This window comes from Microbacterium sp. EYE_78, from assembly GCF_023149035.1.
In the GTDB taxonomy this organism is placed as follows: domain Bacteria; phylum Actinomycetota; class Actinomycetes; order Actinomycetales; family Microbacteriaceae; genus Microbacterium.
In genome coordinates this window covers 1,109,634-1,132,283 of record NZ_JAHXMY010000001.1, presented here as the reverse complement: position 1 = coordinate 1,132,283, position 22,650 = coordinate 1,109,634, and the positions used below count along the sequence as shown (strand labels likewise).

General features: G+C 71.6%; 21 protein-coding genes. 14 read left to right on the top strand and 7 right to left on the bottom strand.

All coding sequences use genetic code 11. The features are described 5' to 3' along the window. From KZX17_RS05430 to KZX17_RS05415, 4 genes are all read left to right on the top strand, one after another. Window positions 1-1,554: a sugar ABC transporter ATP-binding protein gene (locus KZX17_RS05430; protein WP_248170232.1), complete on the top strand. Its 1,554-nt coding sequence runs from the start codon at window positions 1-3 to the stop codon at window positions 1,552-1,554. Next, the gene (locus tag KZX17_RS05425; protein WP_248170233.1) at window positions 1,551-2,573 is read left to right on the top strand and encodes an ABC transporter permease; all 1,023 of its coding nucleotides are present in this window, start codon (window positions 1,551-1,553) and stop codon (window positions 2,571-2,573) included. The genes KZX17_RS05430 and KZX17_RS05425 overlap by 4 nt, the downstream gene beginning before the upstream one ends. Continuing rightward, window positions 2,570-3,550 (top strand): ABC transporter permease, encoded by a 981-nt coding sequence (locus KZX17_RS05420; RefSeq protein WP_248170234.1) that lies wholly within the window; start codon window positions 2,570-2,572, stop codon window positions 3,548-3,550. Before KZX17_RS05425 ends, KZX17_RS05420 begins: the two co-directional genes overlap by 4 nt. A gap of 79 nt (window positions 3,551-3,629) precedes the next feature. Continuing rightward, window positions 3,630-4,469 (top strand): exodeoxyribonuclease III, encoded by an 840-nt coding sequence (locus KZX17_RS05415; protein WP_248170235.1) that lies wholly within the window; start codon window positions 3,630-3,632, stop codon window positions 4,467-4,469. 19 nt (window positions 4,470-4,488) lie between these two features. Here the strand turns inward: KZX17_RS05415 and KZX17_RS05410 are convergent, their stop codons facing one another. Beyond that, window positions 4,489-5,121 carry a dihydrofolate reductase family protein gene (locus tag KZX17_RS05410; protein ID WP_248170236.1) on the bottom strand — a complete coding sequence of 211 codons (633 nt, stop codon included), beginning with the start codon at window positions 5,119-5,121 and terminating at the stop codon, window positions 4,489-4,491. Between the two features lie 114 nt (window positions 5,122-5,235). On the opposite strand from KZX17_RS05410, the gene KZX17_RS05405 reads away from it, so the two are divergent. Next, window positions 5,236-6,495: a sensor histidine kinase gene (locus KZX17_RS05405; protein ID WP_248170237.1), complete on the top strand. Its 1,260-nt coding sequence runs from the start codon at window positions 5,236-5,238 to the stop codon at window positions 6,493-6,495. After that, window positions 6,492-7,163 (top strand): response regulator transcription factor, encoded by a 672-nt coding sequence (locus KZX17_RS05400; RefSeq protein ID WP_248170238.1) that lies wholly within the window; start codon window positions 6,492-6,494, stop codon window positions 7,161-7,163. The genes KZX17_RS05405 and KZX17_RS05400 overlap by 4 nt, the downstream gene beginning before the upstream one ends. A 49-nt stretch (window positions 7,164-7,212) precedes the next feature. Here KZX17_RS05400 and KZX17_RS05395 read toward each other — a convergent pair whose 3' ends face one another. Further along, on the bottom strand, window positions 7,213-7,782 hold the full coding sequence (locus tag KZX17_RS05395; RefSeq protein WP_248170239.1) for an NADPH-dependent FMN reductase: 570 nt from the start codon (window positions 7,780-7,782) through the stop codon (window positions 7,213-7,215). Window positions 7,783-7,997: 215 nt separating this feature from the next. Here KZX17_RS05395 and KZX17_RS05390 point away from each other — a divergent pair, with 215 nt between their 5' ends. Then, complete coding sequence (locus KZX17_RS05390; protein WP_248170240.1) at window positions 7,998-8,882, top strand: ABC transporter ATP-binding protein; 885 nt, start codon at window positions 7,998-8,000, stop codon at window positions 8,880-8,882. Further along, window positions 8,879-9,973, top strand: coding sequence for an ABC transporter permease (locus tag KZX17_RS05385; protein ID WP_248170241.1), 1,095 nt, complete (start codon window positions 8,879-8,881; stop codon window positions 9,971-9,973). The genes KZX17_RS05390 and KZX17_RS05385 overlap by 4 nt, the downstream gene beginning before the upstream one ends. A gap of 49 nt (window positions 9,974-10,022) precedes the next feature. Here KZX17_RS05385 and KZX17_RS05380 read toward each other — a convergent pair whose 3' ends face one another. Both KZX17_RS05380 and KZX17_RS05375 read right to left on the bottom strand, forming a co-directional pair. Further along, window positions 10,023-11,459: a serine/threonine-protein kinase gene (locus KZX17_RS05380; RefSeq protein ID WP_248170242.1), complete on the bottom strand. Its 1,437-nt coding sequence runs from the start codon at window positions 11,457-11,459 to the stop codon at window positions 10,023-10,025. Between the two features lie 85 nt (window positions 11,460-11,544). Beyond that, complete coding sequence (locus tag KZX17_RS05375) at window positions 11,545-13,347, bottom strand: glycoside hydrolase family 15 protein (RefSeq protein ID WP_248170243.1); 1,803 nt, start codon at window positions 13,345-13,347, stop codon at window positions 11,545-11,547. Window positions 13,348-13,414: 67 nt separating this feature from the next. Here KZX17_RS05375 and KZX17_RS05370 point away from each other — a divergent pair, with 67 nt between their 5' ends. The 6 genes from KZX17_RS05370 to KZX17_RS15170 all read left to right on the top strand — a co-directional run bounded on the left by KZX17_RS05370 (window position 13,415) and on the right by KZX17_RS15170 (window position 18,712). Further along, window positions 13,415-14,779 (top strand): glucose-6-phosphate dehydrogenase, encoded by a 1,365-nt coding sequence (locus tag KZX17_RS05370; protein WP_248170244.1) that lies wholly within the window; start codon window positions 13,415-13,417, stop codon window positions 14,777-14,779. Window positions 14,780-14,835: 56 nt separating this feature from the next. Then, window positions 14,836-15,408 carry a nitroreductase family protein gene (locus KZX17_RS05365; RefSeq protein ID WP_248170245.1) on the top strand — a complete coding sequence of 191 codons (573 nt, stop codon included), beginning with the start codon at window positions 14,836-14,838 and terminating at the stop codon, window positions 15,406-15,408. Window positions 15,409-15,440: 32 nt separating this feature from the next. Next, a complete protein-coding gene (locus tag KZX17_RS05360) occupies window positions 15,441-15,614 on the top strand; it encodes a hypothetical protein (RefSeq protein ID WP_248170246.1) in 174 nt (57 codons plus the stop codon). Window positions 15,615-15,787: 173 nt separating this feature from the next. Continuing rightward, complete coding sequence (locus tag KZX17_RS05355; protein WP_248170247.1) at window positions 15,788-16,903, top strand: type III polyketide synthase; 1,116 nt, start codon at window positions 15,788-15,790, stop codon at window positions 16,901-16,903. Then, window positions 16,900-17,592 (top strand): methyltransferase domain-containing protein, encoded by a 693-nt coding sequence (locus KZX17_RS05350; protein WP_248170248.1) that lies wholly within the window; start codon window positions 16,900-16,902, stop codon window positions 17,590-17,592. Before KZX17_RS05355 ends, KZX17_RS05350 begins: the two co-directional genes overlap by 4 nt. Next, window positions 17,585-18,712: an NAD(P)/FAD-dependent oxidoreductase gene (locus KZX17_RS15170; RefSeq protein ID WP_248170249.1), complete on the top strand. Its 1,128-nt coding sequence runs from the start codon at window positions 17,585-17,587 to the stop codon at window positions 18,710-18,712. The genes KZX17_RS05350 and KZX17_RS15170 overlap by 8 nt, the downstream gene beginning before the upstream one ends. A gap of 199 nt (window positions 18,713-18,911) precedes the next feature. Here the strand turns inward: KZX17_RS15170 and KZX17_RS05340 are convergent, their stop codons facing one another. The 3 genes from KZX17_RS05340 to KZX17_RS05330 form a co-directional block, all read right to left on the bottom strand. Beyond that, window positions 18,912-19,742: a UbiA family prenyltransferase gene (locus KZX17_RS05340; RefSeq protein ID WP_248170250.1), complete on the bottom strand. Its 831-nt coding sequence runs from the start codon at window positions 19,740-19,742 to the stop codon at window positions 18,912-18,914. Between the two features lie 107 nt (window positions 19,743-19,849). Further along, window positions 19,850-20,389 (bottom strand): GNAT family N-acetyltransferase, encoded by a 540-nt coding sequence (locus KZX17_RS05335; RefSeq protein ID WP_248170251.1) that lies wholly within the window; start codon window positions 20,387-20,389, stop codon window positions 19,850-19,852. After that, a complete protein-coding gene (locus KZX17_RS05330) occupies window positions 20,389-22,602 on the bottom strand; it encodes an ATP-dependent Clp protease ATP-binding subunit (RefSeq protein WP_248170252.1) in 2,214 nt (737 codons plus the stop codon). The genes KZX17_RS05335 and KZX17_RS05330 overlap by 1 nt, the downstream gene beginning before the upstream one ends. Between the last annotated feature and the right edge of the window lie 48 nt (window positions 22,603-22,650).

Below are 22,650 nucleotides of genomic sequence, written 5' to 3'. Positions count from 1 at the left end.
ATGAACGAGCAGACCGCACTTCCCGCGGAGGTCGCCCCTACGGCGGCCTCCGCGGAGGTCGCCCCACTCCTGGTGGCCCGCGACCTCCACAAGTCGTACGGCCCGGTGCGCGCCGTCGCCGACGTGAGCTTCGAGTGCCGCCCGGGCGAGGTCCATGCCCTCGTCGGTGAGAACGGGGCAGGCAAGAGCACCGTGTCGAAGATCCTGTCGGGCGCTGTCGCAGCCACGACCGGCGACGTGCTCATCGACGGCGAGGCGCTTCGGGGCGGGAGCATCGCGCGCTCCCGCGCCCTGGGGATCGCTTGCGCCTACCAGGAGATCGCGCTCGTGCCCGAGTGGACCGTCGCCGAGAACCTGGCGCTCCCCGATCTTCCGAGTGCACGGCCCTTCGCGCCCCGCACAGCGGTGGCGGGGGCGACAGCGCTCCTGTCCAGGCTCGGACTGACGCACATCGACCCGCAGGCTCGCGTGGGGACGCTGCTGCTCGCCGACCGTCAACTCGTCGAAATCGCGAGAGCCATCGCCGCCGAGCCGAAGCTGTTGATCCTCGACGAGGCGTCGAGCGCGCTCACGCCTCCCGGCGTGGAGTGGCTCTTCGACCGGATCCGCGAGATCACCGCTCGCGGCGGCGCGGTCATCTACGTGTCGCACCGGCTCCGTGAGATCCGGGAGATCGCGGATCGCGGCACGGTCCTCCGCGACGGGACCGCCGTCGGCACGTTCGAGAAGGGCGGCTGGACCGATGACGAGCTCATCTCGATGATGGCGGGTCGCGCCGCCGCGAAGCAGTTCCCCGACGTCTCTCCGGTCGAGAGCGACGCCGAGGATGTGCTCACGGTCGTGGGGCTCCGGTCCGCGCGGCTCTCCGATGTCACTCTTCGGGTGCGGGCGGGCGAGATCCTGGGCATCGGCGGCTTGCAGGGGCACGGCCAGACGGAGCTTCTGCGGGCACTGTTCGGCGCTGCGCCCGCGTCCGCCGACACATGGCGGATCGGGGGTCGGGACATCCGATCCCTGACGCCTCTCCGCGCCGTCAAAGCCGGCGTCGGCTACGTGCCGGAAGACCGGAAGCGGGAAGGGCTCGCGCTCGAGCTCGGCGTCGGGGAGAACCTCGAGGCGCCCTGGACCCGCGCGTTCGGTCTCGGTGGCCGGGCCCTGCTCGCACGTGACCGCGGCTGGATCCGAGCCGTCCTCGACTCGCTCAGCGTCCGGACTCGTGGTCCGCTTGAGCCCGCCGGCAACCTCTCCGGCGGCAACCAGCAGAAGCTCGTCTTCGGACGGTGGCTGGATCGCGACCGCACGCTCCTCATCCTCCATGACCCGACGCGGGGCATCGACGTCCGTGCCAAGCAGGAGCTGTACGCCGCGATGGTGGCGCTCGCGCGTCAGGGCGTGGGCATCGTCTGGTTCTCGACCGAGGTCGAGGAACTGGTCCACATGTGCCACCGGGTCGCCGTGCTGTACCGCGGCACCGTCACCCAGGAGCTCGAAGGCTCCGAGATCACCGCCGACGCCGTCGTCGGCGCAGCTGTCGGAATGAGGTCCTCGGAATGACCGGAACCATCTTCACCCCCACCCGTTCGCGGGCGCCCGAACGGCTCCCGCAGTGGACCCGGCGGTCGCTGCACGAAGGGGCACTCCCACCGGTGGTGGCCTTCGTCGCCTTCATCGCGATCTACCTCGCCATCAATCCCGGGCTGTTGACCCGCTTCCAGCTGCAGACGGCCGCGAACCTCGTCGTTCCGCTGGCCGTCATCGCCCTCGGACAGCTGCTGATCGTCCTCATCGGCGGAATCGACATCTCCATCGGCGCGATCGCGAGCCTGTGCAACGTCGTCTTCGCGACGCAGCTGGCGAACCTGCCGGGGTGGGCGGCCCTCCTCGTCGGCATCGCGACCGGAGCTGCGTGCGGCCTGTTCAACGGCTTCCTCGTCGCCTTCGGGCGGCTGCCGGCGATCGCGGTCACCCTGGCGAGCGCGTTCATCATCGGAGCGATCGCCCGGACCATCCTCGACCGACCGGGCGGCGCACTCGACCAGTCCGTCTTCCTCATCACGAGCGGCGAGCTGATCCCGTTCGTCCCGATGTCGGTCGTCTGGCTCCTCCTCATCGCCGTCGCCGTGTGGTTCGTCCTCCAGCGCACGGGATTCGGCCGTCAGATCTACGGCGTGGGCTCCAACCGGGATGCCGTGCAGGCCGCCGGGTTGAACTCGCGGGCCACGATCCTCGGCACGTTCGTCTTCTCGGGCATCCTCGTCTCATTCGGAGCGATGCTGCTCGCCGGCTCCACCGTCACCGGCGATCCTCGAAGCGGCGACCCCTACCTCTTGACGTCGATCGCCGCGGTCGCGCTCTCCGGGGCGAGCTTCGCCGGCGGCCGAGGCAGCGTCCTCGGCACCGTCGTCGCAGCGTGCACCCTGGGGCTCGTCGGCAACCTGCTGTTCTTCGCCGGCGTCAACTCGTATTGGCAGTACGTCGTGAACGCTCTCATCATCTTCGCCGTCGTGGCCATCCCCGTGCTCGTGCGCGTCATCGCCGCACGCAGCGCTCTCTCGAAGGGAGGACGGCCATGACCGCCGTCGTCGACGCACCGCGGACGCGCAGCCCACTCGCCCGCCTGTCCGCGGTGCCCACGAGCGCCTGGGTGTTCCTCGCGTTCATCGCACTGTTCGTCATCGGGGGTGCGATCCGACCCTCACTGTTCACGATCGAGGGCTTCATCAGCACCGCGACGTTCGCGGCCATCCTCGCCATCGCGTCGTTCGGACAGACCCTCGCGGTGATCCAAGGCGGCATCGACCTCTCCGTCCCGAACACGATCGCGTTCTCCGCGCTCGCCTTCCTCACGTGGAACGCCGCGCTCGGACCGGTCGGCGCATTCATCGCAGCGCTGCTGGCCGGCACGGTGATCGGCTTCGTCAACGGCGTCGTCGTCGCTCGCATCGGTCTGACGCCCATCGTGACGACGATCGCCATGAACGGACTCCTGTTCGGCTTGGTGCTGCTGAACTTCAGCCTCGCCGAGCTCACCGTCGTCCCCGATTTCGTCACCGCCATCACGTCGGCGAAGATCACCGTCCTCGGCGTCTCCTTCGCCGCGGTGCTCCCGCTCGCGGTGGGTCTGATGATCGTGCTGCAACTGGTCCTCAGCACGACGGGGTGGGGCCGCTCCCTCTACCTTGTCGGATCCTCCGAGGACACCGCTCGCCTGGCCGGCCAGCCCGTGGCGTGGATCCGGATCCGGGGCTACATGGCCAGCGGAGCGCTGGCGGCGTTCGCGGGCATCGTCATCGTCGGCTACTACCAGCAGGCGGAGGCGATGATGGGGTCGCCGTACCTCCTGGCATCCGTCGCGGCGGTCGTCGTGGGAGGGGCGTCGATCTTCGGCGGCAGCGGATCCGTCGTCGGGACGTTCGCCGGCGCGCTGGTGCTCGGGCAAGTCTCGACACTCGTGGTGGTCTTCAACCTGGGGTCGAGCGTGCAGGACATCGTGTACGGCGCGATCATCCTGCTGGTCGTCGCGATCTACGGCCGCGCACGACGCGCCTGATCGTGACCTGGAGCGCCCCGTCCGAGGGATCCGGACGGGGCGCTCTGCTGTGTCCGCGCTCGCAAATAGGCTTGCACCCATGCGCCTTGCCACCTGGAACGTCAACTCGATCCGCGCACGGGTCGTGCGCACCGTCGACTTCGCCGTGCGCGAGAACATCGATGTGCTCGCGATGCAGGAGATCAAGTGCAAGCCCGAGCAGTTCCCGTACGAGGCGTTCGAAGCGGCCGGGTACCGCGTCGAGGCGCACGGGCTGAATCAGTGGAACGGCGTCGCGATCGCCAGCCGTGAGCCGATCACCGAGGTCGAGTACGCCTTCCCCGACATGCCCGGGTTCTTGAAGGGCCACGAGGGTCCGGATGCCCCGCAGGAGGCGCGGGCGATCGGCGCCACCATCGGGGGCGTCAAGGTGTGGAGCCTGTACGTCCCCAACGGGCGCGGCCTCGACGACCCGCATTTCACCTACAAACTGCACTGGCTCGAGGCGCTGCGCGCCTACACCCAGCACACGCTCGCCGCGCAGCCGGGCCTGCCCCTCGCCCTGGTCGGCGACTTCAACATCGCCCCGACGGATGCCGACAACGGCGACCCGACGGTGGTCGAGGGCGCGACGACCCACGTCTCGCCCGAGGAGCGCGCAGCGTTCCAGTCGCTGCTCGACGCCGGGCTCGTCGACACCGTCCGTCCGCTCGTCCCGACCGGCTACACCTACTGGGACTACAAGCAGCTCCGCTTCCCTCGCAACGAGGGCCTCCGCATCGACTTCATCCTGGGCTCACCGGCCCTCGCGGACGGGGTGGTCGGGGCATCCATCCACCGCGAGGAGCGCAAGGGAGAAATCCCCAGCGACCACGTGCCCGTCGTCATCGACCTCGACCTCGACGGCGAGGACGACGACGATCGCCCGATGATCTTCTGACCTCCGTCGCGAACGCCGCTCAGGCGCGTTCGTCCATGTCTCCGGTCTCGACCGGGCCCGCGGGTGCGTACCGCAGCTGCACCACGCCGTGATCGCCGACGAGCGGCGGCTCGATCAGTGCGAGGCTCCGCGGCGTCGCACCCTCGGGGAAGACCTTCCTCCCCTCGCCGAGCACGACCGGATGCACCCACATCCGCAGCTCGTCGAACACCGCGGACTCGAGCAGCGTCTGCACGAGTCCGACGCTGCCGACGACATGGATCTCGCGGTGCCGGTCGCGCAGCGCATCGACCTCGGCGGGGGTGTCGTCGCCGAGCCGCGTCGTCCCCTGCCAGGTCGGCTGCAGCGCCGACCGCGATGCGACGTACTTCGGCACACGGTCGAAGGTGCGACCGATCTCGCCGACCGCCCCGTCGGTGTGCTGCGGCCAGTAGGCGGCGAAGATGTCATAGGTCCGCCGCCCGAGCAGCAGCGCGTCCATCGACCGGATGTAGGCGTCGACCTGCTCCCCCACCATGTCATCGGGGAACGGCGCCTGCCACCCGCCGAAGCGGAACCCGCCCGACTCGTCCTCCTCCGGCCCGCCGGGCGCCTGCGCGACGCCGTCGAGCGTGGTGAACAGGTCGATGACGATGCGACCTCGCGCGGTCATGTCGCTCCTCCCGGATGCCGGTACGCGACGGACTGTACTCCGCGCCGGCCCGGCCGACCAGGCCTCCCCCGCAGGGCGGATGCCGGCGGCTGCGGCTCCCTCTAGCGTGGAGGGATGCCCGCCTCGACCGTCCGCCGACCGGTGACCGCGACCGAGCTGCGCCACGATGCGTGGCTCGCCGCAGGGATGCTGATCGCCGGCATCCTGAGCGCCACGCTCGGCTCCGTCTCGACCATCTACGGCGGTGAGCACCCGGAGCTCTGGTGGGGCTTCGTCTACGCCGCCGCCCTCACGCTGCCGCTGGCCCTGCGTCGCCGGTTCCCGAGCGCGGTGCTCGTCGCCGTCGCGGCGGCGTACTTCGTGGGGGTGTCGTTCCGCATCCCCGAGGTCTACGTCGGCAACGTCGCGCTCTTCATCGCGATCTACACGGTGGGCGCGTGGGTCGCCGATCGCCGCCGCGCGGCGCTCGCCCGCATCCTCGTCATCATCGCCATGTTCGTCTGGCTGATGATCTCGATCTTCCAGTCCGCCACCTCCGGCGACGACTCGCTGTCGCAGGAGGGGCCGTTCTCGCCCTTCGCCGCGTTCGCGATGATCCAGTTCCTCATCAACGTCGCGTTCTTCGGCGGCGCGTACCTGTTCGGCGAACGGGCGTACACCGGCGCGATGGACAAGGCCGCACTCGAGCAGCGCACCGCCGAGCTCGAGCGTGAGCGCGAGCTGACGGCGGCCCAGGCCGTGGCCCTCGACCGGGTGCGCATCGCGCGTGAGCTGCACGACGTCGTCGCCCACCACGTGTCGGCCATGGGCGTGCAGGCGGGCGCGGCACGGACGGTGCTCGACCGCGATCCGGATGCCGCGAAGACCGCGCTCGCCGGTGTCGAGACGTCTGCGCGACAGGCGTTGACCGAGCTGCGGCAGCTGCTCGAGACCCTCCGCACCCCCGACGCCGACGCGCCGGGCGGGTCCACGCTGCGACTCGACGCCCTGCCGGCGCTCGTGGCGCACGCCGGCGAGAACGGTCTGCCGACCGAGCTCTCGGTGGTCGGCGAGCCGATCGAGACGTCGGAGGTCGTGCAGGTGAACCTCTACCGCATCGCGCAGGAGGCGCTGACGAACGCCCGCCGCCACGGCGGTCCCGGCGCGACAGCCGACGTGCGGGTGCGGTACGGCGACGACGCAGTCGAGCTGGAGGTCTCGAACACGGGGCGCCGACCGATCTCCGGACGAGCGGGCCTCGGACTGGTGGGAATGCGCGAACGGGCCGCTTCTTCCGGAGGAACGCTCGAGGCGCGGGCCCGCGACCGCGGGGGTTTCCTGGTGCGCGTGCGCGTGCCGCACTCCGCCCGGTCGAACGAAGGGACGCGCGCGTGATCCGGGTGCTGCTGGTCGACGACCACGCCGTGATGCGCGCCGGCTTCCGCATGATCCTCGAAGCGGCGGGCGACGTCGAGGTCGTCGGCGAGGCGGGCGACGGAGTCGCCGCCGTCTCCGCGGCGCGCGAGCTGCGCCCCGACGTCATCTGCATGGACGTGCAGATGCCCGACATGGACGGCCTCGAGGCGACGCGGCGGATCGTCGCGGATGCCGAGGTCCCGGCATCCGTCGTCATCGTGACGACCTTCGACCGCGACGACTACCTGTTCCAGGCCCTCGCGGCGGGTGCCAGCGGGTTCCTGCTGAAGAACGCCGGACCCGAAGAGCTGACGAACGCCGTCCGGGTCGCGCACTCGGGCGAGGCGCTGCTGTCGCCGGCCGTCACACGCCGCGTGATCGAGCGGTTCGCAGCGACCGAGGCGGCACCGACGGCATCCCTCCCCCGTCAGACGGATGCCGCGCCCGCCCTCCCGGTGGAGCTCACCGAGCGCGAGACCGAGGTGCTGCGCCTGCTCGCCCGCGCGATGAGCAACGGCGAGATCGCACGGGAGCTGTACATCGGCGAGGCGACGGTGAAGACGCACGTGTCCAACGTGCTGCAGAAGCTCGGCGCCCGCGACCGGGTCGCAGCCGTCGTCTGGGCCTACCGGCACGGCCTCGCCTGAACGCGGAGCGGCCCCACCCGAAGGCGGGGCCGCTCGTGATCGCGGGGGGTCAGACGCCCGCGGGGACCTTCGCGTAGCGGTCGACCAGGTCGCCGAACGCCTCGAGGTAGCCGCTCAGGAAGCCGGCGGTCTCGTCGCTCGTGACCTCGCCGTCCTCGCCGAAGAGGCCCGGCGTGCTCTGCACGTAGCCCTCGGGCTGGCCGAGCGTGGGCGCATTGAAGTGGCTGAGGATCGCCTTCAGGTGCTGCTGCGCGGCGGCGGTCGCGATGCCGCTGCCCGAGGTGCCGATGACGGCGGTGGGCTTGTTGTTGAAAGCGCCCTGGCCGTAGGGGCGGGCTGCCCAGTCGAGGGCGTTCTTGAGCACACCCGGGATGGAGCGGCTGTACTCGGGGGTCACGATGATGACACCGTCCACGTCGGCGATCGCCTGCTTGAAGTCGACGGCCACCTGGGGGAAGTTGCCGTCGTGGTCGACCGAGTAGAAGGGCAGGTCCTTGATCGGGATCTCGACCAGCGTGGTGCCCTCGGGAGCGAGACGCTCGAGCGCCTTGGCGAGGCGGCGGTTGATCGAGGTCGACGAGATGCTGCCGACGATGTAGCCGATGGTGCGGTCCGTCATGGGTCCTCCAAAGAGAATCGGAATGGATGCCACCTGGCATCACAGGCGGCAACGACGGCAGCCGCAGGCCTATTCCTATGAATGTAATGAACGGTCACACTCCCCCCTGCGGCGGGGTGACCGAATCAGCCGCCGGGGGGAGGCCGCCGGCATCCGCTCTTCGTAGCGTGGGACCCGTGCCACCGCCGGTGGCGCCACCACCACAGGAGGAACGGATGCTGCAGCTACGCGGGATCACCAAGAGCTACGGAACGCGACGCGTCCTCGATGACATCGCGTTCGACGTCGCCCCGGGCCGTCTGACGGGCTTCGTCGGCGGCAACGGCGCGGGCAAGACCACCACGATGCGGATCATGCTCGGCGTGCTGGGCCGCGACGGCGGCGAGGTGACGCTGAACGGGTCGCCCGTGACGAGCGCCGACCGCCGCCGCTTCGGCTACATGCCCGAGGAGCGCGGCCTGTACCCGAAGATGAAGGTCCTCGAGCACATCGTCTACCTCGCCCGTCTCCACGGTTTCTCGAAGACGGATGCCACGACCCGGGCGACGGCGCTGCTCGAGGAGCTCGGCCTCGGCGAGCGCCTCGGCGACAACGTCGAGACGCTCTCGCTCGGCAACCAGCAGCGCGCGCAGATCGCCGCGGCCCTCGTGCACGACCCCGAGGTGCTGATCCTCGACGAGCCGTTCTCGGGGCTCGACCCGCTCGCGGTCGACGTCGTGGCGAACGTCCTGCAGACCCGCGCCGCGCAGGGCACATCGGTGCTCTTCTCGTCGCACCAGCTCGACGTGGTCGAGCGTCTCTGCGACGACCTCGTCATCATCGCGGGCGGCACGATCCGCGCCGCCGGGTCCCGCGATGCGCTCCGCGAGCAGCACGCGACGCGCCGCTACGAGCTCGTGTCGGCCACCGACGCGGGCTGGCTGCGGGAGGAGCCCGGCATCGAGGTGATCGACTTCGACGGCGGGTACGCCGTGTTCGAGGCCGACTCCGACGACACCGTGCAGCGCGTCCTCCAACGCGCCGTCGCCGCCGGCGACGTGACCAGCTTCGCCCCGCGCCGCCCCACCCTCGCCCAGATCTTCACGGAGGTCATCCAGTGAACGCTCCCGTCTCCTCCCCCTCGTTCGGTCAGAGCATCTGGCTCGTGACCGAGCGCGAGCTCGGCTCGAAGCTGCGCTCGAAGTCCTTCGTCATCTCGACGGTCGTCATGTTCGTGATCGTCCTCGCCGCGGTGCTGTGGGCGGGCTTCGCATCGCAGACCGACAGCCGCACCCCGATCGCCGTCACGTCCGAGACCGCTGCCGCGGTCGACGGCAACGACGCGTTCGACGTGATCGACGCCGCGACCGCCGACGAGGCGCGCGAGCTCGTCCGCAGCGGCGACGTCGACGCGGCACTGGTGCCCGGCGGCGCCGAGCCGCTCGGGTTCACCGTCGTGTTCGACGACGAGGCATCGAACACCCTGCTGCAGCAGCTCAGCATCGCGCCCGAGGTGGAGGTCCTGAACCCCGGCGGCACCGACGGGTTCCTGCGGTACATCATCGCGATCGCCTTCGGCGGCGTCTTCTTCGCCGCGGCGCTGACCTTCGGCACGACGATCGCGACGAGCGTCGTCGAGGAGAAGCAGACCCGGGTGGTCGAGCTGCTCATCTCGGCGATCCCGACACGGGCGCTCCTGGCCGGCAAGGTGCTCGGCAACACCATCCTCGCGATGGGGCAGATCGTGGGCATCGCGGCGGTCGCGGTGGTCGGGCTCACGGTGACGGGCCAGGACTTCCTCATCGCGGGGCTCGGCGGCCCGATCGCGTGGTTCGCGGTGTTCTTCCTGTTCGGGTTCGTCCTGCTCGCGGCTCTGTTCGCGGCGGCCGGCGCCATGGTGTCGCGTCAGGAGGACATCGGGCCCACGATCACCCCGCTGACGTACATCGTGATGGCGCCGTACTTCCTCGTCATCTTCTTCAACGACAACCCCGTCGTGCTGACGATCATGTCGTATGTGCCGTTCTCGGCACCGGTCGGGATGCCGGTGCGCATCTTCGTCGGCGAGGCGCAGTGGTGGGAGCCGCTGCTCGCCCTCGTCGTCATGCTCGCGGCGTGCATCGCCGCGATCCTCGTCGGCGCGAAGATCTACGAGAACTCGCTCCTGCGCATGGGCGCGCGCGTGAAGCTGCGCGAGGCGCTGTCGCGCTGAGCCGCCCCCGGACGCCCCGTCGCTGCTGCGGCGGGGCGTCCGTGTGCGCTCAGGGCTTGTCGTCCTTCTTGCCCGGCCCCGCGTTCTCCCGCTCGGCTTCCTTGGCGGCCTTCTCGGCCTCCTTCTCCGCACGCTTGCGGGCGTCCTCCGCCGCCTTCTCCGCCTCCTTGGTCGCCTTCTCGTCGTCCGCCTGCTCATCGCTGACCTGCTGATCGTCGACGGGAGCCACAGACGGGGTCGAGGACTGCTCCGTCGGCGCCGGGTCGGCCTGTTCGGTGGGGGCGGGGTCGGTGGATGCCGGTGCGGGCGCGCCGGCGAGATTCGCCGTCCAGAGACTCACCGCGGCGATGACGGCCACGGCCGCGACGGCCAGGACGATCGCCAGGGGTCGCCGCGAGCGAGGCCGGTCCTCGGCGACGGCCCCCGCCGTGACCGCTCCGGTGAAGACGCGGGTCGGCCCTGTCTCCGCCGATGCCCGACCGGCCGGCGCGATCCCGGCGACCGGCGTGACCGCGGCGACGTGGTCATCCGGTGCCGCCGCGGCGACCGCCGCCGGCAGGGCCGGAAGCGGCGGCACGGTGCCCACGCTCGAGGCGCCCGCGGTCGAGGCGGGCACGGTCGAGGCGGGCGCGGTCGAGGCTGTCGAGGCGCTGTCGCGGAGGCGTTCCGCGGCGCCGGCGACCTCGAGCGCCGTCGGACGGTCGGCCGCCGCCGTCGCCGTCATCCGCTCGAGGAGCGTCACCCAGTCCGCTCCGAGTGCGGCGGGCACCTCCGGCGGCGTGGTCAGCCGCGCGAGCGCAGCCCCGACACCGTCGGTGTTCGGGTAGGCCCGCTGCCCCGTGAGCGCCTCGAGGAGCACCAGGCCGAGGGCGTAGACGTCCGCCGGCGGAGCGGGGTCGGCGCCGCGGACCTGCTCGGGGGCGAGGTACGCCGCCGTGCCGATGATCGAGCCGGGCTCGGTCAGTCGCGCGCTGTCGAGCAGCAGCGCGATCCCGAAGTCGGCGAGCTTCGCGCGGTGGCGTCCCGTCGGCAGGTGCGGCGGGGCGAGCAGCACGTTGGACGGTTTGACGTCGCGGTGAACCACTCCCGCGGCGTGGACCACGGCGAGCGCCTCAGCGAGTTCGGCCGCGAGTCCCGCGACCTCCGCGGCATCCATCGGGCCCTCGTCGATGCGGTCGGTCAGGGTCGGACCGTCCACGAACTCCATCACGAGGTAGTCCGTGCGATCGTCCGTCAGCTGCGCGTCGAAGAGCGTGACGAGCGACGGATGATTGAGCGAGGCCAGCAGGGTGACCTCGCTGCGCGCCCGCTCGGCGCTCGAGACGCCCTCGACGCCGGGGCGCAGGACCTTGACCGCGACCGTCCGACCGAGCGCCGTGTCCTCGGCGCGGAAGACGCGGGCCATGCCGCCCTGCCCCACCTGCGACATGAGGCGGTAGCGGCCGTCGAGCACGTCGCCGACGAGAGGCTCGGGCTGCTCGCTCATCGAATGCTCCTCTCGGGGACGTCGGAGGTGTCCACCGAGCGACGGTACTCCGTCCCCACCAGGTCCTCCTGATCTTGACGACGCATCAGGTCCGGTGGGCGGCTCGCCCGACATGGCCCGACAGCGCATCGGCGGCGCCGACGAGGGCGAGGTGCGAGAGCGCCTGCGGGGTGTTGCCGACATGCCTGCCCGTGGCCGGGTCGACCTCCTCCGACAGCAGACCGACGTCGTTCGCGACCGCGCAGAGGCGGTCCATGAGTCGGGTCGCGTCGTCGATGCGGCCCGTCGCGGCGTACTGCTCGACGAGCCAGAACGAGCACGCGAGGAAGGGATGCTCGTCGCCGGGCAGCCCGTCCGTCCCCGCCTCGGTGCGGTATCGCAGCACGAAGCCGTCGCGGAACAGGTCGCGCTCGATGCGCTCGACGGTCGCCAGCATGCGGGGATCGTCCGCCGCGCAGAAGCCCACGAGCGGCAGCAGCAGCAGTGAGGCATCCACCTCATCGGTGCCGTCGTGCTGCGTGAAGTGACCCCCCGCGGCATCCACCCCGTGCTCGTCGATCTCGCGCCGGACCTGATCGCGGAGTTCCTGCCACGTGTCCCCGTCCCCGGGCAGACCGTGCTCACGGACGGCGCGGACACCTCGGTCGAGCGCGGCCCACACCATCACCCGCGAGTGTGTGAAGCGGTGCAGGTCGCCGCGCATCTCCCAGATGCCATGATCGGGCCGGTCGAACCACTCGACGACCTGCGCGAGGAGTGCCCGCTGCAGCGACCACGACGACGGCGTCTCGTGCACGCCCGCGAGTCGCGCCGCCTCGAGCGCGACGAGCACCTCGCCGATGACGTCACCCTGATACTGGTCGACCGCGCCGTTGCCGACACGCACCGGCGCCGCACCGTCGTAGCCGGGCAGACTCGCGAGCTCGCGCTCGGGCAGGTCGCGCTCGCCGCCGAGCCCGTACATGATCTGCACGTCGGCGGGGTCTCCCGCCACCGCGCGCAGCAGCCAATCGCGCCAGCGTTCGGCCGCGCGTGTGTAGCCGTGCGCGAGGTAGGCCTCGAGGGTGAGTGCGGCATCCCGCAGCCACACGAAGCGGTAGTCCCAATTGCGGACGCCGCCGAAGTCTTCGGGCAGCGACGTGGTCGCGGCCGCGACGATGCCCCCGGTGTCGGTGTGGGTGAGTGCGCGGAGGACCAGCATGGATCGCAGGACGTGCGACTCCCACGGTCCGCCGCGATCGATCCGCGACGCCCATCCCGTCCACCACTCGCGCGTCCGCTCGAGGCTCGCATCGACATCGCAGGCGATCGGATGCGGGTGGTACGACCGGTCCCACCCGAGCACCGAGTCGATCGTCTCGCCGGGGCTCACGACGAACGTCGCGCGGTGCATGGTGTCCTCGGCGTGCAGGCGGGGGCCGCGCACCGCCACGGCGTCGGGCCCGGCGATCGCCAGCAGCACCGGAGCGTCGTCGTCGCCGATCTGCCGCACCCACGGGACGGCGCGGGCGTAGTCGAAGCGCAGTCGCAGCTCGCTCGCGAACTCCACGGCGCCCTCGACACCCACCACCCGGCGGACCACCGCATCGATGTCGTCGTCGATCGGCATGAACTCCCACACCTCGGCGACGCCGGCCGCGCTCGTCCATCGCGTCACGAGCGTGAAGGTGTCGCCGTCGTAGCGGCGCGTCGCCGTCGCACGTCGATCCGTGGGGCGGAGCGTCCAGCATCCGTGGCTCTCGTCGCCCAGCAGCGCACCGAACACCGAGGCGTCGTCGTAGCGCGGGAGGCACAGCCAGTCCATGCTGCCCTCCGACGAGACGAGCGCCGCCGTCCGGCAGTTGCTGAGCAGTCCGTAACTCTCGATCGGGGCAGGCATCGTCGTCATTGTGGTGGCGCGAGGGCGCTCGGGCAAGGACTCGGCACGACCTCTGCGCGCGGTTAGGGTGACGGCCATGACGGCAGACACCACGCTCCTCATCCTCGGCGCCTCCGGCGATCTCACCTCGCGGCTGCTGCTCCCGGCGCTCGGTCAGCTGCTCTCCCGCGAGCCCGGGCGTCGCGTGCGCCTCGCCGGTGCCGGCATGGAGGACTGGAGCGAGGAGCAGTGGCGCGACACGGTGCGGCGCTCGTTCGCGACGACCGACGCCGATGCCGCGTTCGAGGCGGTCTCGGCGACGACCTACACGCAGGCCGACATCACCGACGCCGCGGCGCTGCAGCAGTTGCTGGATGCCGCCGAGGGCCGGCCCGCGCTGTACTTCGCCGTGCCACCCGCCGTCGCGTCGGCCGCGTGCGAGGCGCTCCGGTCGGTGCGCATCCCCGAGGGGACGATCCTCGCGCTCGAGAAGCCGTTCGGATCGGATGCGGCGAGCGCCGAGCGACTCAACGCGACCCTCGCCGACCTCGTCCCCGAGACGCAGGTGTTCCGCGTCGACCACTTCCTCGGCCGCTCGACGGTGCTGAACCTGCTGGGCGTGCGCTTCGCGAACCGCCTCATCGAGCCCGTCTGGTCCTCGGACGACATCGCGTCGATCGTAGTGCAGTTCGACGAGTCACTCGGGCTCGAAGGACGTGCGGGCTACTACGACCGGGCAGGGGCTCTCGTCGACATGATCCAGAGTCACCTGCTGCAGGTGATGGCGTTCGTGACGATGGAGCCCCCGGCATCCCTGGACGAACGGGACCTGCGCGACGCGACCGGTGCCGTCCTCCGCGCGACAGCGATCTGGGGCGACGACCCCGTGGCGTCGTCGCGGCGGGCCCGGTACACAGCCGGCACCGTCGAGGGCCGGGACTTCCCCTCCTATGCCGACGAGCCGGGCGTGGACCCGTCGCGTGAGACCGAGACGCTCGCCGAGATGACCGTCGAGGTGCGCAACGCCCGGTGGCAGGGGGTGCCGATCACGCTGCGATCGGGCAAGGCTCTCGGGCACGCCGAGGCGAAGGTCGAGGTGCGGTTCCGCCCCGTGCGGCACCTGCCGACCGGGTTCACGGGCGACCCGGCCCCGACGGTGCTGCGGTTCTCACTCGGGCCGGACTCGATGGCGCTCGAGCTGAACGTCAACGGCGAGGCCGATCCCCTCGAGCTCGAACGCGCGACCCTCGTGGCCGAGCTCGGCGAGGGCTCGTTGAAGGCCTATGCCGAGGTGCTGTCCGGCATCCTCGACGGCGACGCGATGCTCGCCGTCCGCGGCGACGCCGCGGTGGACTGCTGGCACATCGTGCAGCCGGTGCTCGACGCGTGGCACGCGGGCGAGGTCCCTCTCGATGAGTACCCTGCGGGCGTCGCGGGGCCCGCGGGGTGGCCGACTCCCTGAGTCGATCCGTGACGCCTCCGACCTCGCTCCCAGCGTCGCGGTGATGCAATGGCGGGATGCCTCCCCGTACCGCCCCGACCGACACCCCGATCCTCGACGTGCTCACCGAGCGCTGGAGCACGCGCATCTTCGACGGCAGCGCGCCGATCGACGAGGCCGCGCTCGACGCCGCGCTCGAGGCAGCGCGGTGGTCGCCGTCGGCCTCGAACACGCAGCCGTGGCGTTTCATCGTCGCGCGGCGGGGCTCGGCATCCCACGCCCGCATCGTCGAGTCGCTGGTGGGCTTCAACCGCTCGTGGGCGTCGGGCGCCGCTGCGTTCGTCGTCTTCGTCGCGACGACCGAGGCCGACGGCAAGCCGCTGCGCTGGGCGGCGTATGACGTCGGCCAGGCCGCGGCGCACTTCACCGTGCAGGCGCACGCCGAGGGGCTCTCGACGCATCAGATGGGCGGCTTCGACGCGGACGCCCTCGCGGCGGGGTTCGGACTGTCGGCCGATCAGCGCGCCCTGACGGTCATGGCCGTCGGCCCGCTCGGCGACCCCGCGGACGCCCCGGACGCACTGCGCGAGCGCGAGGCGGCACCTCGCGTGCGACGGCCGATCGCGGAGTCGGTGCTCGTCGACGACTGACGCGACGCGCCTCGAACCGCTAGCGTCAGGCCATGACGCGCGATCGACGCACGCACGGATCTGCCCGGCGGTCCTTCGGAGCACTGTGGCACGCGATCAGGATCGCGATGCAGGCGCTCGCCAACTCGGGCGGCGTCGCCAGTGCCGCCGGCGACGACCCCCGCACCGACCGACGGGCCCGCCGACAGCCCGACGTGCCCCACTGAAGCGTCGCCTGCTCCCCTGTCGCGACACGCCGCGCGACCCCGCACGCCGCGACAGGCGACGCCCGCTCGACGCGACGCCGACCGAGCCCGACCGCGACGCCCGCACGATAGACGACGGCACGCCGGTCCGACAGGGGCCACCCACCGGCGCCCGCCGCCGGTTACGGTGAGGCATGACCACCCGCATCCTGTCGATCGGCACCGCCGTGCCGACGGCCCGACTGCGGCAGAGCGCGGTCCGCGACCTGTTCGCGGGGCAGCCCGGCGCCAACCGGCTGACGCAGCGCCTCATCGGGGCGGCGTTCGACGCCTCGGCGATCGAGACCCGTCACACCGTGCTCGACGACCTCGCCGCGGCAGCCGAGCACGCGCGTCCGGCGGATGACGAGCGGATGCCGACGGTCACCGACACCGGCGCGCTGCTGTCCCCGTCGACCGGGACACGCAACGACGCGTACATCCGGCTCGCTCCCCCGCTGTTCGCCGAGGCCGCGCGCAACGCGCTGACGGCGGCATCCGTGGCGCCCGGCGACGTGACGCACGTCGTCACCGTCTCGTGCACGGGGATGTTCGCGCCCGGCCCCGACTACCGGCTCGTCCGCGATCTCGGACTGCCGACGACGGTCGAGCGAGCCCACCTGGGATTCATGGGGTGCGCGGCGGCCGTGCCGGGGCTCCGGACGGCGGCTCGCATCTGCGCCGCGCAACCCGAGGCGGTGGTCCTCGTCGTGTGCGCGGAGCTCTGCTCCCTGCACGTGCGCACCCCGTCCGACCACGATCAGATCGTCGCGGCCTCGGTCTTCGCCGACGGCGCGGCCGCTGCGGTCGTGAGTGCGGATGACGGCCGGGCGGGCGAGGCGTGGTTCGAGCTCGACCGCTTCGCGACGGCGCTCACCGATGAGGGCGAGAAGGACATGGCGTGGACCATCGGCGACGAGGGGTTCGAGATGATCCTCTCCGCAGAGGTGCCGCGCATCATCGGGCGCGAGATCCGCGGCGCGGTCGGCGCCTTCCTCGGCGAAGAGGGGGTGGATGCCTGGGCCGTCCATCCGGGCGGGCGCAGTGTCCTCGACCGCGTCGAGAGCGGCCTCGAGCTGCCGGACGGCTCGCTGACCGTGTCGCGCGACGTGCTCCGCGACTACGGCAACATGTCGAGCGCGACGATCCTGTTCATCCTGCAGGCGATGCTCGCCGGTGACCTCGACGACGGCGCACGCGTCGCGACGCTCGCCTTCGGACCGGGGCTCACGCTCGAGGCGGCACGCTTGACGTTCCGGCGGGCGGCGTGAGCCTCGCCGTCCGCGACACCGGGCTCCGCGAGCTCATGGACGACCCCGACTGCGACCCCGACCGCCTCGCCGAGACGCTCCGCCGCTTCGATCTGGTGAACCGCGCAGTCGGCGGATGGGGCCGCGTCTGGCGTCGCGGCATCCGCCCGCGGCTGCAGCGCCTCGGTCGCCCGGCACGGGTGCTCGACGTCGGCAGCGGCGGCGGCGACGTCGTGGCGCGACTCGCGGCGTGGGCCGAGCGCGACGGACTCGACGTGCAGTGGCTCGGCATCGATCCGGACGTGCGCGCCCTCGAGGTGGCGCGGACCAGGGAGAGTGAACGCGTCTCATTCGCCTCGACGGATGCCGCCGGCCTCCGCGCGAGCGGTGAGCGCTTCGACCTCGTGCTGTCCAACCATGTGCTGCATCACCTGAACGCGGACGAGCTCGCCGGCTTCGCGGACGACACCCGTGCGCTGTCGACGGGAGTTGTCATGCACGCCGACATCGCACGCGGACGACTGGCGTATGCGCTCTACGGCATAGGCATCACCGCGCTGGAGCGCGGGACGTTCCTGCGCACCGACGGACTTCGCTCGATCCGGCGCAGCTACCGCCCCGGCGAGCTCGAGGCAGCGCTCGGCGCGCCGTGGCGCGTCGCCGCACCGGCGCCGTTCCGACTCCTGGCCGTGGCGGACGGTCGTGGCTGAGGTCATCGTCGTCGGGGCCGGCCCGGTGGGCACCCTGCTGGCGGCAGAACTCGCCCGTTTCGGCGTCGACGTCGAGGTGCTCGAGCGCCGCGCGACCGCCGGCGGCGGCTCGCGCGCGATCGGTTTACACGCCCCGACGCTGGCGGCGCTCGAGGCCGGAGGGGCGACGGACCGCATCCTGTCCCGCGCCGTCAAGGTCGGCCGCGGTGAGGCGCGGAGCGACGGCCGGACGCTCGGGGTGGTCCGGTTCGACCGGCTCGACGTGCGGCATCCCTACGTCGCGACGATTCCGCAGGTCGACACCGAGGACGCGCTGCGGGGCGCCGGACCTGAGCCAGTCCGCGGGGTGACGGTGTCGCGGGTGGCTCCGGACCGATCACGGGTGCAGGTCGAGACGGACCGGGGCGGACGCTCCGCGCCGATCGTCGTCTTCGCGGGCGGGGTCGGCGCACGCGAGCTGGTCTTCCGTTCCGATGCGCTGCGCCGCACCGCATACCCGGACCGGTATCTGATGACGGATGCCACCGTGCTCCCGCGCGAGGACCCCGACACCGCGATCGTGCATCTCGCCGCGAGCGGCGTCCTCGAGTCGTTTCCGCTGCCGGACGGCCAGCGCCGATTCGTCGCGTGGGATGCGGGCGGCTCGCTGGATCCCGCTGCAGTGGCGGGGCGGCTGCGCGAGGCGATGCGCGCGCGCGGGGAGGCCGACGCCGCCGAGGTCGTCACGGAGGCGACGGCGTTCGGGGTGCGCCGGGTGCTCGCCCCGGGGATGCGCCGTGACCGCCTCTTCGTGATCGGTGACGCCGCGCACGAGATCAGCCCGATCGGCGGGCAGGGCCTCAACCTCGGCTTGCTCGACGCGGCGACGCTCGCCCCGCTGCTGGCGACGTGGCTGCGCACGGGCGCGGCGCCGGAATCCGACCTCGCCGCCTGGGAGCGGGACCGGTTGCGGTCTGCCCGCCTCGCGGGGCGGATGGCGGCCGTGAACATGCGGCTCGGGCGTCCGGTGTCGGCCCGGGCGCACGCGGCACGGTCGCGGGTGCTGGGTCGGGCCCTCGCGGCGACCGGGACGCTCGTGCCGCACGCCTACGCGATGGGGTTCGACGCCGCGAGCCGGTGAGCCGGCGGCGCCTCGGCGAGGCGGGCGTGGCGGGGCCGCAGCGGGGCGTGGCGTGACCGCGGCGGGGCGGGGCCGCAGAGGGGCGGGCGGGGCCGAACGGCGGGGATCCTCGGGCACGCGCCGAGGACCCGCCGCGACACGCCGGCGTCAGCGATCGATCCCCGCGATACGGCGCGGCGGCGGCATCCCGATCCGACGGTCAGGCCAGCGCGTATCCCGCGACGAGCTGCGCCGCGAGTACCAGGGCGGCGCCCATCACGAGACGGAACCCGGTGCGGTCCGGGCCGCGACGACGCATCCGGAGCAGGATGGCGACAGCGATCGCCGCGACTGCGACCGCGAACGCGATCATGACGACGGCGTTCGCGCCGTCGACCAGGCTGCCGAACAGCACCGCCAATGCGGCGACGACGATGCCCGCGACGGCGAGGATCACGGATGCCCCGGGCCCGATCCGATGCGGCAGCCCCCGCACGCCGGTCCGGCGGTCGTCCTCGAGGTCGGGCAGCACGTTGGTGAGGTGCACGGCGGCGCCGAGGGCGGCCCCGGCCGCCATGGCCCACGGGGCGGCGAGCTCAGGATCGTCTGCCGACAGGGTGGCGAGGGAGGGGAAGATCCCGAAGCTGACGAGGAACGGCGCGATCGACAGCGGGGTGGCCTTCAGTCCTGCGTTGTAGCCCCACGCCGACACGAGCGCGATGGTGTGGGCGAGCAGCATCCCCCACCCGAGAACGGCCGACAGGATGACTGCGACCGCCAGGCTCACACCCGCCGCGATCCACGCGGTGCGCCGTCGGGTGTCGCCGCGCACGAGCGGCTTGTCGGCACGACCGACGGTCGCGTCGCGGAAGAGGTCGATCGCATCGTTCGACAGCCCGACCGACAGCTGGCCGGCGAAGACCGCCAGGACCAGCAGGACGAGATGCGCCACATCGAGACCGGCGGCGATACCGAGGGCCAGCGAGAGGACGGTGACGACGACCGCGGGGCCGGGGTGGGTCGCGCCCCACAGGGCCCGGACGGTTCGCATGCTCGATCTTGTCACGCGAATCTTCAGCGGACGCTGGGGGTTGCGGCGTCCGCCGGGATTGCTCGCGTGGCGTGAACCGAGTCCGCACAGCGCCGCACCACGGCGAGTCAGTCCGCGAGGATGCGCTGGAACAGCAGATGATCCTGCCACTCGCCTGCGATCCGCAGGTAGCGTTCCGCGACGCCGATCTCGGCGAACCCGCACCGGCGCAGCACCGCTTGCGACGCACTGTTGCGGAGGAGCGTGCCCGCCTGCAGCCGATGCAGACGCAGGTCGCGCACCGCGATCTCCGCTACCGCGTCGACCGCGGCGGTCATCAGCCCTCGGCCGCCGTAGCCGGCGTCGATCCAGTAGCCGAGGTTCGCGCTCTGGAACGCCCCGCGGACGATCCCCGAGAGGTTCACCCGGCCGACGATGCGTCCACCATGGACGAGGACGAACGGCGCAGCGATACCCGCGCCACGGTCCTCGAGCAACGCGTCGACCTCGGACTGCTGGCCGGAATCCGTGAAGAACGACTCCTGACGCAGCGGCTCCCACGGCGCGAGGCGCGCACGATTCGTGCGGTATGCGTCGGCCAGGGCCGCAGCATCCGTCCTGAGCAGCTCGCGCAGCGCGACCTCATGGCCCAGATGGACCACGGCCATCAGTCGAGCAGCTCCGCCTCGATGACGTCGTCGTCGTCCGCCGGGTCCGCCGGGGCGGGGCCACTGCTGGTGAGCACGAGCTGCGATCCGTCCACCGCCACGTCCACCCGCACGATGTCCCCGTCGTGCACGCCGCCCGACAGGAGCGCCATCGCCAACCGGTCCTGGATCTCGGACTGGATCAGTCGCCGCAACGGCCGCGCGCCGAACAGCGGGTCGTACCCTCGCTCGGCGAGCCACGCGCGCGCATCCGGCGTCACCGCGAGCGTCAGACGCCGGTCGCGCAGCCGACGCTGCAGCGCATCCACCGCGAGCTCGACGATCTGCGCCAGGTCGGACTCGGTCAGCGGCGAGAACACCACCACGTCATCCAGCCGGTTCAGGAACTCCGGCCGGAACACCTGCCGGACCATCGCCATCACCTGCTCGCGCTTCGTGTCGTCCGTCAGCGTCGGATCGATGAGCACCGGCGAACCGATGTTGCTCGTCAGCACCAGGATCGTGTTCGTGAAGTCGACCGTGCGACCCTGCCCGTCGGTCAGCCGGCCGTCATCGAGCACCTGCAGCAGCACGTCGAACACCTCGGGGTGCGCCTTCTCGACCTCGTCCAGCAGCACCACCGAGTACGGGCGTCGCCGCACCGCCTCGGTCAGCTGACCGCCCTGCTCGTACCCGACGTAGCCCGGAGGTGCGCCCACGAGGCGCGCGACCGCGTGCTTCTCGCCGTACTCGCTCATGTCGATCCGCACCATCGCACGGTCGTCGTCGAAGAGGAACTCCGCCAGCGCCTTCGCGAGCTCGGTCTTCCCGACCCCCGTTGGTCCGAGGAACAGGAACGAGCCCGTCGGACGGTTCGGATCACTGATCCCCGCACGCGAGCGTCGGACGGCGTCCGACACCGTCTTCACCGCTGCGCGTTGGCCGATCAGGCGCTTGCCGAGCTCCGACTCCAGATGGACGAGCCGGGCGGACTCGCTCTGCAGCAGCTTCCCGACCGGGATGCCGGTCCACGCCGCGATGACCTCGGCGATGTCCTCCTCCGTCACCCGGTCGCCGACCATGCGTTCCGCGCCGTCGCCGATCGCGCCCTCGGCCAATTCCGCCTCGGCGAGCTTGCGCTCCAGCGCCGGGATCTCCGCGTACAGCAGCCGCGACGCGCGCTCGAGGTCGCCCTCGCGCTGGGCCCGCTCGGCCTCGACGCGCAGAGCGTCGAGGCGGGTCTTGTACTCACCGACCGCGTTCAGCGACGCGCGTTCGCGCTCCCACCGCGCCTTCAGCTCGTCGAGCTGCTCCTGCTGCGTCGCCATCTGCTCGCGCAGCGCCGCGAGACGCTCCTTCGACGCGTCGTCCTTCTCCTTCTTGAGCGCGAGCTCCTCGAGCTTCAAGCGGTCGACGTGGCGACGCAGCTCGTCGATCTCCAGCGGCGCCGAGTCGATCTCCATCCGCAGCCGCGAGGCCGCCTCGTCGATGAGGTCGATCGCCTTGTCCGGCAGCTGCCGCGCCGGGATGTACCGGTTCGACAGCGCCGCCGCGGCGACGAGGGCACCGTCCGAGATGGCCACCTTGTGATGCGCCTCGTACCGCTCCTTGAGTCCACGGAGGATCGCGATCGAGTCCTCCACACTCGGCTCGCCGACGTACACCTGCTGGAAGCGCCGCTCCAGCGCGGCATCCTTCTCGATGAACTCCCGGTACTCGTCGAGCGTCGTCGCGCCGATCAGGCGCAGCTCACCGCGCGCGAGCATCGGCTTGAGCATGTTGGATGCCGCGACCGACCCCTCGCCCCCGCCGGCGCCCATCAGCGTGTGCAGCTCGTCGATGAAGGTGATGACGCGCCCCTCGGACTCGGTGATCTCTTTGAGGACGCTCTTCAGCCGCTCCTCGAACTGGCCGCGGTACATCGCACCTGCCACGAGGGCCGAGATGTCGAGCGCGATCAGCTCCTTGCCCTTCAGCGACTCCGCGACGTCTCCTGCGACGATCCGCTGCGCGAGCCCCTCGACGACGGCGGTCTTGCCGACGCCCGGCTCGCCGATGAGCACGGGGTTGTTCTTCGTGCGCCGCGTGAGCACCTGGCTGACGCGGCGGATCTCGCCATCGCGACCGATGACCGGGTCGAGCTTGCCTTGGCGCGCGCGGTCGGTGAGGTTGATCCCGAACTGCTCGAGGGCGCTGCCCTGCTCCCCCTGACCGGATCCCGGCTGTGCGTTCATCGTGTACTCCTGGAGGGTGATGCAAACTTGAGTCTGACGGGCTCAAGT